We start from the raw sequence: 15,188 nt of genomic DNA on the forward strand, positions 1-15,188 counted from the left end.
AGCGGGGCAGGGAACTTTCCCGATAGGAGATCAGTCTAGCCGAAGTTCGAGGGTGGACGGATCAAATTCCTGTGAGCCGTCTGCCGCCGCCTTTGTAGCCGTGCCGCCCATGGAGGCTCCGACAGGCGTGACCGCGGCGGTCTTCGCGGTCTGGTCGATCGCGATCATCTTCGCGTCATCCGCCACCGGATTCTGGTCGTTCGCGTTCGTCGAGACGATGACCGTCGGGGAGGCATCGCCTTCGACGGCAGCCGCCTTGATGAACTCCTGCGAAGGCTTGCTGACGAAGACGACCGGCGAGCCACCGAGCCAGGCCTCGGTGCGCACCATCTTCATCTCGCCGTTGATTTTCTTGAGTTCGACCGTCTCATCGCCCGCCGCAATCGTCGGCACGACATAGGTCATCTTCTTCTTCGATTGCAGCGGCGGGCACGCGGCGCAAGAGACCGTGGCGACACTGGCGTTGTCGGTCGTGCCGGAAGCGACCGACTCGATCGACGACGCCGCCGCGTTGCCGGCGGCAAGCCCGAGAACGGTGGTGATCAGCAACAGGCGCATAGGCTTCTCCCGCAATTGTTAGCGGCGAGAATATGCGCTCTCCCTTACTTTCCCGTCAGGAGAATTGGTAAAAATAGAATGATCTGGAAACTACAGCGCCGCGCGTCCCATCGGACGCGCTAAGTCGCTGTAGCACTTTGAAGTGCTGCATGTTTTTATCCTTTAATCGGCTACGATTAAAGGAAACATGCAGTAGTTCCGCCCCAGTTCACGCTTTCTCGCGTGCAACCGCGCGCCAGCCGATATCGCGACGGTAGAAGCCGTTCTCCCAGGAAACGGCCGCAACCGCTGCATAGGCTCTATCCTTGGCCATACCGGCATTTTCACCCGTTGCGGTGATGTTGAGCACGCGCCCGCCGGTTGCGACCAGGGCGCCGTCCTTCATGGCTGTGCCGGCATGGAACACCTTGGTGGTGTCGGAAGCCGCAGGAAGGGCGTCGATCGGCGTGTTCTTGGCGTAGCTTCCGGGATAGCCCTTGGAGGCCATGACGACGGTCAGCGCCGTCTCGTCGCGCCATTCCGCGCTCATGCCGGCGAGCGTGCCGGTTGCCGCGGCATAGAGCAGCGGCAGCAGATCGCTCTTCATCCGCATCATCAATACCTGGCATTCCGGGTCACCGAAACGCACGTTGTATTCGATGAGCTCCGGTCCCTTGGCGGTGATCATCAGCCCGGCAAAGAAGACGCCGGAGAAGGGATGGCCGCTTTCCGCCATGCCGCGCATCGTCGGCTCGATGATTTCCTTCATCGTCCGTTCGATCATTTCCGCGGTCATGACCGGGGCGGGCGAGTAGGCGCCCATGCCGCCGGTGTTCGGTCCGGTATCGCCGTCGCCGACGCGCTTGTGGTCCTGGGCGGAGGCAAGCGCCAGCGCGGTCTTGCCGTCGCAGAGGCAGAAGAAGCTCGCTTCCTCGCCATCGAGATAGGCTTCCACCACCACTTCGGCGCCGGCCGCGCCGAAGGCGCCGGCAAAACAATCGTCGACGGCGGCGAGAGCCTCGTCCAGCGTCATCGCGACGGTCACGCCCTTGCCGGCAGCCAGGCCGTCGGCCTTGATGACGATCGGCGCACCCTGTTCGCGCACATAGGCCTTTGCGGTCTCGGCATCGGTGAAGCGGCCATAGGCGCCGGTCGGAATATCGTAGCGGGCGCAGAGATCCTTGGTGAAGCCCTTGGAGCCTTCAAGCTGGGCGGCGGCTGCGGACGGGCCGAAGACGGCGATGCCGGCTGCGCGCAGGACGTCGGCGAGACCGGCGACGAGCGGCCCTTCGGGACCGACCACGACGAAATCGATCGCTTCCTCGCGGCAGAAGGCGGCGACGGCCGCGTGGTCTTCCGTGTCGAGCGCGACGATAACAGCTTCTTCGGCGATGCCGGGATTGCCCGGTGCCGCATAAAGCTTCGTCAGTTTGGGAGACTGTGCAATCTTCCATGCAAGGGCGTGCTCGCGCCCACCCGATCCGATCAGAAGAACCTTCATTGCAGCCCCCGATATCCCGAAATTGCTGCGCTGCGGTTAGGACGGCAGGGCGGCAAGGTCAAGGGAAAACGGGAGTCCGGCCAACGAATCCCGCAATCGTCGCCGTTCAGGCGATGGCCTGCCGGTTTTGCAGGTCATCCTGTCCATCGCCATGCGCGTAGCGGGCGGTACGTGTCAGCGCCCAGATCGCCAGATCCTCGATCGGCAGCGGCTTGCTGATGAGATAGCCCTGGAGCAGGTCGCAGCCGGCAGCCGTCAGCATGGAGAGCTTTTCCGGTGTGTCGATGCCTTCGCCGACGACGGCGACGTCCTTGGCGTGGCAGAGCGCGATCAATGCTTTAAGCACCGGTAGAGATTGCGAGGCAGTGAGGTTCGAGACCAGCGCCCGGTCGAGCTTGATCGTGTCGGCGGTGTATTCGATGATCTGCTGCACGGAGGTGTAGCCGGCGCCGAAATCGTCGATCGAAAGGCGGAAGCCCTTCTGGCGCAGGGCGTCGATATTGCGGCGAAGCTGGTCGCTGAACTTGACGGCGAAGGTTTCGGTGAGCTCGATTTCGATCGAACGCGCCTCCAGCCCATGCGTTTCCAGGCAGTCGGAGAAATGGTCGGCAATCGCCTTCGAATGCAGTTCGGCCGAGGAGATGTTGATCGCCAGTACCGTTTCCGGGCCGAAGAGGGCCTTGAGCTGGCCGCAATCCGACATCGCCTTGTTGATCACCCACCAGTCGATCTTGGTGAAAAGGCCCGAGCTTTCGGCGATCGGCACGAATTCGTCCGGGGTAACGTTGCCGAGAACGGGCGAGTACCAGCGCAAAAGCGCCTCGCAGCCGGTGACGCGACCATTGGTGTCGACCATCGGCATATAGACGAGGTGAAACTGTTCGTCCGGATCCAGCGAACGCAGTTCGTCCTGGATCTGGCGCAGCCGCGTACGCTTGTCGTGAAGGGCGCGGGAGAAGCGGGCCGAGCGGTTCTTGCCGCTGGTCTTTGCCTGATACATCGCGGCATCGGCGTTCGAGATCAGCTCGGCCAGGTTGGTCGCGTCATCAGGGCAGATCGCCACGCCGATGCTTGCCGTCACCGGATAGCGCTTGTCGGCGACTTCGAAGCCGTCTTCGAACAGCTCCAGAATGGCGGCCGAAATTTCCCGGACCGTGCCATCGCCGGGCCGCGACCGCACGAAGACGGCGAATTCGTCGCCGGAGAGACGGGCGAGAATGGCCGGCTTCTGGCCGCGCCGCTCGGTGATCGCATCGACCCGCTCGCCGATCCGCACGGCCAGCGTCTTCAGAAGCTCGTCGCCGATCTCATGGCCATGCTTGTCGTTGACGAACTTGAAGTTGTCGATGTCGATGAACAGCAGGCTGCACTTCTCGCCGGCCGCGATCGCCTCGCGCACGGCACCGGCGGCAAGCGCATTGAAATGGCCGCGATTGCTGATCCCGGTCAGAGTGTCGGTCCAGGAACTGCGCTGCACCAGCTTCAACGATTGCACCGAGTGCCGATGCAGTTCGCGGATATTCTCCGTCAGCCGCCCGATCTCGCCTTTCTCCTCCATGTCGCGGATCTCGTCGCGCACGCCCACCATCACCGCCATCACATTGGCGTCGAGGGTGGCAATCGGATCGGTGATGAAGCGGCGGATCAGCACGATGATCAGCCAGATCGAGAACAGGCTCATGGCGAGGGCGCCGAGCGCCAGCAGAAACTTCTGCCGGGCCATCAGCGCATCGAAATGCTTGCTGGGAACGGTCAGCGTCGCGTAGAGCGATGGCCCGAGATGGACGCTTGCCGAAAGCTCATCGGTGGTCGCCAGCGGCCAGGGCTGGAGCACGATGTCAGAGCCGTATTCCTTCTTCAGCGCCTGCTGCATGTCGAGGAAACGGTCCGGCTGGATCGCGACCTGGACGAGCAGGGCGCTCGATTTCTTGCTGGGCAGCGGCCGGGTGAAGGCAACCGGATCGAGGAAGAAGGAATAGACGATGCGCGGTCTTTGCCCGGCCTCGTAGAGATAGGTCCAGTCGGCGAGCTTGTCTTCGCGGATCAGCCGGCGGGCGAGGTTGAGCTGGGCATCGTCGATCTGGGCGAAGGGATCCCAGCTGTTCTCGAAATAGTAGTCCGTTTTCAGGTCGGAGGTCAGCAGCGCCAGCGAGACGTAGTCTGTCGGGTCGTCCAGAAGCGACTTGAGGCTCTCCTGCAGCCTGACGCCGAGTGCATTGGCGCGGTAGTTCTCATCCGTTTCGGAAACATACTGGCGCAGCGAGTTGCCGTTCAGGAGCGCATTGAGGAAGGCCTTGCTGCGGCCGATCTCGTTTTGAAAAACGGCGGCCGCATGTTCCAGTCGTTGCGACAGTTTGGCGTGCTCGAGCGCACGGATCGAGCGGCTTTGCGTGACGTGGACCGAGACCGCTGCCAGCAGGTAGCCAGCGAGAACGACGGGAAAGATCAGGATGAGCGCGCGTTTGCCGAGGTTCACTGGAAGTTCGCCAATGTGCTGATGATGCGCCGGCGCAATTGCACCGACTCTGTGGACAGTTCCTGTTGATACTGGCTCCTGGCCAGGATGTCGGGCGAGGGGTAGATGGCGGGGTCGGCGCGGACTTCTTCCGGCAGCAGCGCATAGGCGGCCCGGCTTGCCGTCGGCATGTTGAGCGCCAGCGCGTTCGCGGCGGCACTTCCGGGCGAACCGAGATAGTCGAGGAGAGCGAGCGCGCGATCCTTGTTCGGCGAATTGGCGACGACCGACATGCAATCGAGCCAGGAAAGCGTGCCTTCCTTGGGAACAGCGTAGCGCCAGACGCCGGGCGTGCCGGCTTTGTCGTTGAGCACGTGCTGGTCGCCGCTGTAGCCCAACGCCATATAGATGTCCTTGCTGACCGCCGGGTTCTGGATCGAGCTGATGATATATTCGTAGGTGAGCACCGAAGGTGCCTGTCCCTTCATCAGCCCGAAGGCCGCTTTCAGCGTCGCGCTGTCGTTGGTGTTGATCGATTGGCCGAGCAGCATCAGCGGCGCGACGAAGGCCTCGTTGTGGTCGTCGTACATGGCGACATGCTTGGCGAGCGCCGGGGCCGGGCGCATGAGATCCTGCCAGGAGGTCGGCGCCTCCGTAACGACGTCCGATCGGTAGAGGATGCCCATCGTGCCCCAGAGGTAGGGCAGGCCGCGGCCCGAGCAGCGCTTGCGCCAGCTTTCGTCGTAGTCCCGCAGAGAGGCGACATTGGTCTCGTCGAGCTTTTCGAGCACGCCTTTGCGGCCGAAAAGGGCGGCGCTGTTTTCGCCGGTGACCACCAGGTCGACGCGGCTGTTCGGGTCGGCCAGCACTTCGTCGCGCGTGTCGCCGCTATCGTAATAGACCTGATGCACCGCGACGCCTGTGATCGCCGTCCAGCGGTCGAGGATCTTCTGGTCGATATAGGATTCCCAGATCAGCAGGTTCAGGGTCTCGGCCGGTGCCGCCGTTGCAAAAAGCAACGTCGCCAGAAAGGCCGGAATCACCGTTCGCCCCTGCATTGCATACCCCTGCCCAAGCCCGTCAGACGACCGTAGCGCGCAAAAATTGATGAATGATTACGGGGGGCTGCGACGAGGGCGGCGTGTCGGATGCTACTTGCCGCTCAAACGAAAACCGGGCGCCGCATGACGGCGCCCGGCGAAAACGAAAGCGAATTCGGCGCGAAGAGCCTACCGCGCGGGGATCTTCGGCAGCAGGATCGTGAGGATACCGAGCAGCGGAAGATAGGAGCAGACGGTGTAGACGAACTCGATGCCCTGCCGGTCGGCGAAGATGCCGAGCACGGCCGCGCCCATGCCGCCGAAGCCGAAGGCGAAACCGAAGAAGACGCCGGCGATCAGCCCGACCCGACCCGGCACCAGTTCCTGGGCGAAGACGACGATCGCCGAGAAGGCCGAGGAGAAGATCAGGCCGATGATGATCGACAGGACCCCGGTCCAGAAGAGATTCGCATAGGGCAGCAGCAAGGCGAAGGGGATGACGCCGAGGATCGAGAACCAGATGACGAAACGGGCGCCGTAACGGTCGCCGATCGGGCCCCCGAGGAAAGTTCCGGCCGCGGCCGCGCCGAGGAACAGGAACAGCATGAGCTGTGCCTCTTGAACGCCGACACCGAACTTCTCGATGACGAAGAAGGTGAAATAGCTGGAGATGCTGGCCATGTAGACGTTCTTCGTGGCCGTCAGCAGCACCAGTACGGCAACCGCCCACATCACCCGCCCCTTCGGCAGGGGAAGGGTGCGGCTCGGCGCCGGCCGGCTCATCGTCGTGCGGCGATGGCGGACATGCCAGGTGCTGACCCAGGAGAGCACGAAGAAGCCGATGATCGCGACGATCGAGAACCAGCTGAGGCTTCCCTGGCCGAAGGGAATGACGATGAAGGCGGCAAGCAGCGGCCCCATGGCGCTGCCGGCGTTGCCGCCCACCTGAAACAGCGATTGCGCCAGGCCGTGGCGACCGCCGGAGGCGAGGCGGGCGATGCGGGAGGATTCCGGATGGAATATCGCCGAACCGATACCGATCAGGCTTGCCGCCACCAACAGGACCCAAAAATCATTCGCGTTTGCGAGCAGGATCAGGCCGCTGCAGGTCGAAAGCATGGCGAGCGGCAGCGAATAGGGCAGCGCCCAGCGGTCGGTGATGATGCCGACGGCCGGCTGCAGCATCGACGCCGTCAACTGGAAGGTGAAGGTCAGGAGGCCGATCTGCACGAAATCGAGCGCGTAGTTCGCCTTGAGCAGCGGATAGAGCGCGGTCAGCAGCGACTGCATGATGTCGTTCAGCATGTGGCAGAAGCTGACAGCCAGGATGACGGAGAAGGCCGTCTTTTCTGGGGTGATCCCGGAAGTTGAGGTCACGGTAGACATGGGTGATTCCTTGCCGTCTCGAAGGTTGTATGCGGCGTGGTTATCTGTACTGAGGTTGCGATTGGCCTGCTTTTGTGATCTGGTCGAGTTCTTTCGTGAGTGGGCCAGATGCCGATCCGCCGATTTCCCTTGCCGCAACTTCCCGATGAGGATCACTTCCGCAACCTCGATTGGATCGAGACGGGAAACGCCCCGGTGCTGGCACTGGGGCGAGACTACAGTGCTGGCCTTCTCGTCCCTTTCCACAGCCATACGCGCACGCAACTCTGGTGGGCACGCGGCGGCGTCGTGCTGATGCGCACCGAACGCGGACGCTGGATGGTTCCGCCCGGCCATGCCCTGCTGATCCCGGCCGGCATGGAGCACTCGGCCGAGATGATCAGCGATGTGCGCATGCATTCGATCTACTTCGCGCCGGACCTGCTTCGCGCCGAGCGGCCGATGGTCATGGAAATCAACCCGCTCGCCGGCAGCCTCGTCGATGCGCTCGTCGGCGTCGAGAACGAGACGATGTCAGAGCGGCGCGAACAACTGGTCACGGATCTGCTTTTGGAAGAAATCGGCCGGCTGCAGGAACGCCCGCTCGGCCTGCCGTTCCCGCGCGACGAGAAGCTTGCGGCACTCTGCCGGCAGTTCCTGCAGGCGCCGTCGGCGGCAGCGAGCATTGACCAGTGGGCGGACCGGATGGGTCTCAGCCGGCGATCGTTCACGCGGTTCTTCCGCAAGGAAACGGGCGTCAGCTTCGTCACTTGGCGCCAGCAGGCCTGTATTTTCGCCTCCTTGCCGCTGCTGGCCGATGGCGAGCCGATCACCAACGTGGCGCTCGATGCCGGCTATGAGAACGTGGCCGCATTCACCACCATGTTCCGCCGCATGCTCGGCAGCCCGCCGAGTGTTTATCTCAAGACCTACCTTGGGCAGTGATCGGCGTCGGCCAATCGGGTATGGCAAAGGAAGGTTGAATTGACCTGGTTAACGGAATCGTAGGAACAAGCCGCAATAAGTCGCCCTGTGCCGCTCCAGTCCACGTTTGCCTCCCTCCCTCGGCCTGTCCGCACGTTCAATGCTTCGCCCCGGCGAATGATTCTTCCGGAGTTGTTTCTTGCGTATCCGTTCTCTTGTCTTCCTTTCTGGAACCTTTTTGCTGTCGGCGAACGCCGCCTCTGCCGGTGACGGCCAGTATTTCTGGTCCGGTGACTGGTATCTGAAGGTCGGAGCCACCGGGTTCCTCGGCCCGAAATACGAAGGCGCCTCGAAGCGCATGTTCCAGGCCGCACCGCTGATCTCGCTCGGCAAGGCCGGCAGCACGGTCCGCTTCTCCTCGCGCAACGACAACATGTCCTATGCGCTGGTCGACCAGGGAAGTTTCCGTGCCGGTCTCGTCGGCAAGTTGATCTTCGAGCGCGATGCCGGCACCTCCAGCGATCTGAAGGGCCTCGATCCGATCAAGTTCGGCGGTGAAGTCGGTGGCTTTGCGGAGGTCTATCCGACCGACTGGCTGCGGGTGCGTGCCGAAGTCCGCCAGGGCATTCGCAGCCACCACGGCGTCGTTGCCGATGTCGCGGCTGACGCCTTCACTGACGTCAGCAGCAATGTCCGCATCTCCGGCGGTCCACGCCTGACCGCTGCGACCAGCGACTACTACGGCGCTTATTATGGCGTGAACGATCGCGAGTCTGCCGCATCCGGCCTCGCCACGTATTATCCGCATGGCGGCGTCGGGTCCGCCGGCGTCGGCGCCGCGATCACCTGGCAGGCAACGGAGAAGCTCGAAACGAGTGCCTATGCCGAGTACCGGCGTTTGCTCGGCCCTGCCGCCGATTCCAGCCTCGTTCGCGAGCGCGGCAGCCGCAACCAGGTGCTGGTCGGCCTGTCGGCAACCTACCGCTTCGACTTCAGCCTTCCGTGACGCTACGCTGGTCCGGCGCCGCGACGATCTCGCCGCTTGACCGGCCGGACGCGCGGCGTCAAACAGAAGCATGAACACCTTTTCCGCCGATTCCGGCCGCGTCCATGACGCGCCGTCCAACAACTGGGTCTATCGCGTGATGCCGCGCGCGCTCTGGCCCTATGCGCAGCTTGCCCGTTGGGACCGCCCGATCGGCTGGCAATTGCTGCTGTTGCCCTGCCTCTGGTCCGTGGCGCTGGCTACGGGCACGGTGGCGGGCACCGAGGCGTTCTCGTTCGGCCGCTTCCTGTACCATTGCTTCCTGTTCACCGCCGGCGCGATCGCCATGCGCGGCGCCGGTTGCACTTACAACGACATCGTCGACCACGACATCGATATGGAAGTTGCACGCACCCGTTCGCGGCCGCTGCCGTCGGGGCGCGTTTCGCGTCTCCAGGCGAAGGTGTTCATGGTGCTGCAGGCGCTCGTCGGCCTCGTCGTGTTGCTGCAGTTCAACACGTTCTCGATCGTGCTCGGCATCCTGTCGCTGGCGATCGTCGCGATCTATCCCTTCGCCAAGCGGTTTACCGATTGGCCGCAATTCTTCCTGGGCCTGGCATTTTCCTGGGGGGCGCTGATGGGGTGGGCGGCCGAGTTCGGCACGCTCTCGCTGGCAGCCGTGTTGCTCTACGGTGCGGCGATTGCCTGGACGATCGGCTATGACACGATCTACGCCTACCAGGACAGAGAGGACGACGAGCTGATCGGCGTACGTTCGACGGCACGGCGGTTCGGCGAAAATCCGCGGCCGTGGCTGATCGGCCTCTATGGCATCGCGACGCTGCTGTTGCTCATGTCCTTCGTGGCTGCCGGTGCCGGCGCTGTCGCCTATATCGGCCTTCTGATTGCCGCGGCGATGCTGACCTACCAGATCCTGGTGTTGAACATCCACGATCCGGCGCAGTGTCTGGCGCTGTTCAAGTTCAATGGGGTCGTCGGCCTGATAATCTTTGCCGGTCTGGTGTTGGCGATTCTTGTTCGCCTGATATGAAAAATCCTCCGTCGTGGCGGAGAATCCTCTTCATGCATTCGGTTCGCTACAGCGACCTTTGCGCGTCTGATAGGACGCGCGGCGCTGTAGCGGCGGGCCCGTAAGTGTCAGGCCCAGCTGATCTCGCGGGCGGCCTTGCGCTCCTTCGCCTCGTGACGCGCACGGAAGCTGGACAGGATGACGGCAACGGCGGCGGCGATATGCTTGCGCATCGGGTTTCTCCTTCTTTCGTGATCTTGGCTATGAAGCCGATATGGCACGAAAAAGGCGACGGAGCTGTTTCCGCGGGAACATCTCGAGCAGTCCCAGGAAAACTGTGAATGCGTGCCGTCCGAAGCCGCATGCCCAAACAGGCGGCTCGCAAAACGACAACAGCCGACCGCAGGGAACGGCCGGCTGTCGCGCTGGAAGTGCTGCTGCGGATCAACTGCGGGCGATGATCTCGCGCCCGTCGATCTTCATGTGAACGCCAAGCTTGCCCGTGGAACGACGCACGAGGAAACGCGGCCGGCGCTCGGCGAAGAAGGAGTGGCGGCGCCGCGGCTTGACCGGTGCGGTGCGCACGTCGCCGAGATGTTCTTCGAGCGGCCTTGCAACGCCGTCCGCTTCGACCATCAGCATCGGAATGCGATAGGCCTCCGCCCAGGCGCGCCAGTCGGCCGCGATGTCGGACAGGTCGTGTGCGACGAGCAGCGGAACGCAGAGGTCCGGGTCGTCGTGATGAAGTTCCAGCGTCACTGTAACGTCTCCGTCGCCGTGATCGATCGCGCGAGCCGCGACCCCTTTGAATGCCCGCGCCGGAAGTGCGATCGAAAGCGGCAGGCCGCTCGATGGTAGCACCTTGCGCAGAACTGCGCCACGCTCGTCCAGGCTGATCGTGACATTACCCGTATGACCGCGCAAAGCGTAGCTTGCCTGCTGTGGAAAGCGCTTCGGATCAAGACGGAGCGTGTTTTCGACCCATGCGGGTTGAGAGAGTGTATTGCGCATTTCAATCGCCCTTGTTTTTCCTTGAGAGCCGGTTTCCGGTCTTCTCGTCGGGACTTTTCGTCCTCTATGGCTGGAGAATAGGCGCCCCCCTTTCCGAACGGCTTAAGAATCGCGGTTAAGAAAACTTTGCGTTTTTCGATGGTTAGCAAAAGCCGACCGCTCAGGGTTTCCGTTTCGTCAACGGCTCGGACCGTCTTGTCCCGATCGGATGCACGCGGGCCGCCGGCCGTCGGCGAAAAGCCACACACAAGCCAGTGCTGCAATCATGACGCGTCAGAATTCTGTTTCGGGGATGGCTCGCCCACCCCATGGGTAACCGACGGGGCCAGGCATGGTATCGACCTATCTCGACTACAGTCGCATCACGCGTGATTTGCGCAGCAGCCTCAACCGTGTTGCCCAGCAGCCGCAGATCGCGCGCGAAGCCGAGTATTACCGGGAAAACATCGGCAGCGTGAAAACCGTCGACGAGTTCCTCGACGACTACCGGCTCTATTCCTACGCGATGAAGGCGCACGGCCTGGAGGACATGACCTATGCCAAGGCCTTCATGCGCAAGGTTCTGGAAAGCGACCTCAAGGACGACAACAGTTTTGCCAATCGTCTCACGGATGAACGCTACCGCAATTTTGCGCAGGCCTTCAACTTCAGTTCGGCAACCGCGGTGGCCCAAACCAACGCACAGCAGGATGCGCTGATCGGCCTCTACAACGACCGTATCAACAATCTCGATACAGTCATGCGGCAGGAGATGGCCTATTTTGGCGCGGCCATGGATCTGGTCACGGATGTCGACCAGTTCCTGGGTAACGAAAAGCTGCGCAGCTTTGCCTTCACGGTGTTCGGACTGGACCCGAAGACATTTTCCTATACGGACGTCCGAAATGCGCTGACCAGCGATCCCGCGACGCTTACGGCCAACCAGACAGCCGCCAAGACCAGGATGACGGAGGCGACGAAGCAGCTGACGGACCTCGGGGCGCGCGACACCGCGCTTTCGCAGATCGCCAGCCTGACGGAGCAGCTGGCAGCAGCGCCCGATGCCGAGAAGCCGGCCATCCAGGCGAAGATCGACGAGCAGAACGCGATCGTGGCCGAACTCGACGCCAGGCTGCCACCGCGCGACCAGGCGCCCGCCCTGAAGGCGCAGCTCTCACTGGAACTGACGACGCTCGACAGGCAGGTCCGCAGTCTCGATATCTATATCCAGCTCGCCTCGACGTTCAATTTCGATGCCGACGGCAGCGTGCCTGCCGGCGAGAAGGCAATCAGCGACGAAAAGAAGGCGCTGCTCAACGAGGCCTATGTCTTCCAGCGCCCCGGCGTCACACCTTCGGGCGCCGCACGACTGACCGGCGCCGGGGCGTTGCTCAACAAGGAATATTACGAGCAGAAGATCGGCAGTATCGCCACGGTCTCGGATCTGGTCGGCGATAGCCGTCTGTTCAATTACATCGTCACGGCCTTCGGCTTGCCATCCGCGACGACGATGCCCTCTACGGTCGAGAACATCCTCACCAGCGATATCAACGACCCCGAGAGCTACGTGAACAAATATGGCGGCGAATACAACGCCGCCTACAAGAAGATGTTCGCCGCCTTCAACTTCCAGACCGACGGTACGCTGCAAGCCGGCAAGACCGCGCAGGATGCGGACCAGATGAAGACGACGTCCGACGGCTACATGGTGCGCTACAACGACAAGAGCGATGCCGAGGACGAAGCGCTGGTCAAACGCTTCAAGCTGCTGATCGGTACGATGAAATCGGTCGACGAACTGCTGGCCAACAATGATATGAAGAAATTCATGCTGCGTGCCTTCGGCCTCGAAAACGAGGATCTGAGCACGCGAACGCTGAAGCGTATCCTGACCAGCGATCTCAACGATCCCAAGAGCTATGCCAATACGCTGCGCGATGAGCGCTACGTCAAGCTGGTAAAGGCATTCAACTTCAATCCGGACGGCACGCTCGGCGCGCCGAAGCTGGCGCAGAGTGAAGCCGACATCATGAACACGGCCAAGGCCTATGTGATCGCCAAGTCCCGCTTCGGCACGGATGAAGAGAAGAAGGTGGCCAAGGATAAGGCGCAGGAGGAAGCCAAATACTACACTGCCGAGATCGAGAAGATCGAGACGCTCGACGCCTTTCTTGCGAACCGGCGTCTGGTCGATTTCGTTCTCGTCGGCGCCGGCATCGATCCGGAAACGGTCAAGACCGAATACCTCAAGGACATGTTCACGTCCGACCTGGACGATCCCAAGAGCTTCATCAATACCGATCCGAACGGGCTCAGATATCGCGAGATCGTCGCCTCCTTCAACTTCGACACGGATGGCAAGATCGTGCGGGGCGAGGCCGGCCAGATCCAGACCCGGCGCGGGCTGATCACCACCGTCGACCTCTACCTCAATCAGTCGCTCGAGGAGTCGGAAGGTGCCGACAACGGCGGCGTTCGCCTGGCACTCTATTTCAAACGCAAGGCCCCGGAGATCAACACGGCCTACGACATCCTGGCCGAGACGGCGCTGTTCCAGGTTGTCAAGACGGCCTACAGCATGCCGGAGGGGCTGCAGAACGCCAAGATCGAGGCGCAGGCCGCCTATATCGAGCGCGTCATCGACATCAAGGATCTGCAGGACCCGGCGAAGCTCGAAAAGCTCCTGCAGCGGTTCACGGCGCTTTATGACGTCGAAAACAACACGGACGTTTCACCGGGGCTGGCGATCCTCAGCGGCAGCGGTGGTGGCGGCGTCAGCGCCGAGACGCTCCTGTCCCTCTCGCAATTGCGCACAGGCGGTCGCTGACGCGGGCTGCCGGAAGTCTGGCGATCTCCTGCGGCGGGTGCACGAGCCTGCAAGCCTAGGGCTGTTCGCGGTCATCAATCCGCGCGCAACACCTTGTCAGGGTTCATGATGCCCGCCGGATCGAAGGCATGCTTGATCCGTTGCATCAGCTCGATCTCGATCGGCGACCGGATCTCCGCAAGTTCGTCGCGCTTCAATTGGCCGATGCCGTGCTCGGCCGAGATCGAGCCGTTGTACTTGAGAACGATGCCGTGGACGATGGCGTTGATCTCACGCCAGCGATCGAGGAAGGCTTGCTTGTCGGCGCCGACCGGCTGCGAGATATTGTAGTGGATGTTGCCGTCGCCCATGTGGCCGAAGGAGCAGATGCGTGCGTCAGGGATCGCCTTCATGACAGCGACATCCGCCTCCTTCATGAAGGCGGGAACGCTGGAGACGGGTACCGAAACGTCGTGCTTGATCGAGCCGCCCTCGGGCTTCTGCGCCGGCGACATGCTTTCGCGCATATGCCACAGCGCCTTGCCTTGCGTCTCGTTGGCAGCGATCACGGCATTTTCGACGAGGCCGGCTGCAAAACCCTGTTCCAGGAGATCGTGCACCATCCGCTCTGCACTTTCGGTGGAATCGGAGGTCGAGATGTCGATCAGCGCGTACCAGGGGTGGACGGTCTCCAGCGGGTCGCGAACGCCGGGAATGTGCTTCGTCGTGAATTCGACGCCGATCCGCGGCATGAGTTCGAAGCCCGTCAGCGCCTGCCCGCACAGACTGGAGGCCTTCTCGAAGAGAGCGAGCGCATGCTCGACGCTGCCGACGCCGGCGAAGGCCACCTGATGGCCAAGCGGCTTCGGAAAGAGCTTGAGCACGGCAGCTGTGATGACGCCAAGCGTGCCCTCGGCGCCGATGAAGAGATCGCGCAGATCGTAGCCGGTATTGTCCTTCTTCAGCCGGCGCAGGCCGTCCCAGATTTCGCCGGTCGGCAACACCACTTCGAGGCCGAGGCAAAGCTGGCGCATGTTGCCATAGGCGAGCACCGCCGTGCCGCCGGCATTGGTGGAGAGATTACCGCCGATGCGGGCGGAGCCTTCCGATCCGAGCGACAGCGGGAACAGGCGATTGTGGTCGTCTGCCGCCTTCTGGATATCGGCGAGAATACAGCCGGCGTCCGCCACGATCACGTTGCCGACCGGATCGACATCGCGAATCCGGTTCAGCCGTCCGAGCGAAAGCACGATATCCGCCTTGCCTTCCCGCGGGATCTGGCCGGCGACATGGCCGGTATTGCCGCCCTGCGGCACGATCGCCGTGTGGGTCGCGCTGGCGAGTTTCATGATGCGCGAGACCTCGTTGACCGAGCCGGGACGAAGCACCATCGGCGTCGTGCCGCGATAGAGCCCGCGCGATTCGACGAGATAGCGGGCCTTGTCCGCTTCGGCGGTGAGCGCATTGGCGCTGCCGACGATCTCGACGAAGGAGGCGATGAGTTCGGGGGAGGGAAGGGTCGTCGTCATAGGTCTGCCTTCATATTGCGCCTGCG

General features: G+C 62.5%; 11 protein-coding genes. 4 read left to right on the top strand and 7 right to left on the bottom strand.

Annotated elements, in window-relative coordinates; translation table 11 throughout:
* Positions 1–30 precede the first annotated feature (30 nt).
* The 5 genes from QM996_RS02740 to QM996_RS02760 all read right to left on the bottom strand — a co-directional run bounded on the left by QM996_RS02740 (position 31) and on the right by QM996_RS02760 (position 6,919).
* Entirely contained in the window at positions 31–558 is a 528-nt protein-coding gene (locus tag QM996_RS02740) for a plant virulence effector HPE1-like domain-containing protein (RefSeq protein WP_500269192.1), read from the bottom strand.
* A gap of 208 nt (positions 559–766) precedes the next feature.
* A complete protein-coding gene (gene purD, locus QM996_RS02745) occupies positions 767–2,038 on the bottom strand; it encodes a phosphoribosylamine--glycine ligase (RefSeq protein ID WP_500269193.1) in 1,272 nt (423 codons plus the stop codon).
* A 106-nt stretch (positions 2,039–2,144) separates the two neighbouring features.
* Positions 2,145–4,514, bottom strand: coding sequence for a putative bifunctional diguanylate cyclase/phosphodiesterase (locus tag QM996_RS02750; protein ID WP_500269194.1), 2,370 nt, complete (start codon positions 4,512–4,514; stop codon positions 2,145–2,147).
* Positions 4,511–5,551 (bottom strand): ABC transporter substrate-binding protein, encoded by a 1,041-nt coding sequence (locus QM996_RS02755; protein WP_500269195.1) that lies wholly within the window; start codon positions 5,549–5,551, stop codon positions 4,511–4,513. The genes QM996_RS02750 and QM996_RS02755 overlap by 4 nt, the downstream gene beginning before the upstream one ends.
* Before the next feature lie 171 nt (positions 5,552–5,722).
* Positions 5,723–6,919, bottom strand: a complete 1,197-nt coding sequence (locus QM996_RS02760) for an MFS transporter (protein ID WP_500269196.1) — start codon at positions 6,917–6,919, stop codon at positions 5,723–5,725.
* 108 nt (positions 6,920–7,027) lie between these two features.
* Between QM996_RS02760 and QM996_RS02765 the strand changes: the two genes are divergently transcribed.
* From QM996_RS02765 to ubiA, 3 genes are all read left to right on the top strand, one after another.
* On the top strand, positions 7,028–7,843 hold the full coding sequence (locus QM996_RS02765; protein ID WP_500269197.1) for an AraC family transcriptional regulator: 816 nt from the start codon (positions 7,028–7,030) through the stop codon (positions 7,841–7,843).
* Positions 7,844–8,021: 178 nt separating this feature from the next.
* Complete coding sequence (locus tag QM996_RS02770; protein ID WP_500269198.1) at positions 8,022–8,828, top strand: MipA/OmpV family protein; 807 nt, start codon at positions 8,022–8,024, stop codon at positions 8,826–8,828.
* Between the two features lie 70 nt (positions 8,829–8,898).
* On the top strand, positions 8,899–9,858 hold the full coding sequence (ubiA, locus tag QM996_RS02775) for a 4-hydroxybenzoate octaprenyltransferase (RefSeq protein WP_500269199.1): 960 nt from the start codon (positions 8,899–8,901) through the stop codon (positions 9,856–9,858).
* A 423-nt stretch (positions 9,859–10,281) separates the two neighbouring features.
* On the opposite strand, the gene QM996_RS02780 is transcribed toward ubiA, so the two are convergent.
* Positions 10,282–10,848: a DUF6101 family protein gene (locus QM996_RS02780; RefSeq protein ID WP_429812091.1), complete on the bottom strand. Its 567-nt coding sequence runs from the start codon at positions 10,846–10,848 to the stop codon at positions 10,282–10,284.
* Between the two features lie 331 nt (positions 10,849–11,179).
* Between QM996_RS02780 and QM996_RS02785 the strand changes: the two genes are divergently transcribed.
* On the top strand, positions 11,180–13,654 hold the full coding sequence (locus QM996_RS02785; protein WP_500269200.1) for a DUF1217 domain-containing protein: 2,475 nt from the start codon (positions 11,180–11,182) through the stop codon (positions 13,652–13,654).
* Between the two features lie 74 nt (positions 13,655–13,728).
* On the opposite strand, the gene QM996_RS02790 is transcribed toward QM996_RS02785, so the two are convergent.
* Positions 13,729–15,162: an FAD-binding oxidoreductase gene (locus QM996_RS02790; RefSeq protein ID WP_500269201.1), complete on the bottom strand. Its 1,434-nt coding sequence runs from the start codon at positions 15,160–15,162 to the stop codon at positions 13,729–13,731.
* Positions 15,163–15,188: the final 26 nt, after the last annotated feature.

The sequence above is a fragment of the Sinorhizobium chiapasense genome (genome assembly GCF_045277575.1).
Classification (GTDB): domain Bacteria; phylum Pseudomonadota; class Alphaproteobacteria; order Rhizobiales; family Rhizobiaceae; genus Ensifer; species Ensifer chiapasense_A.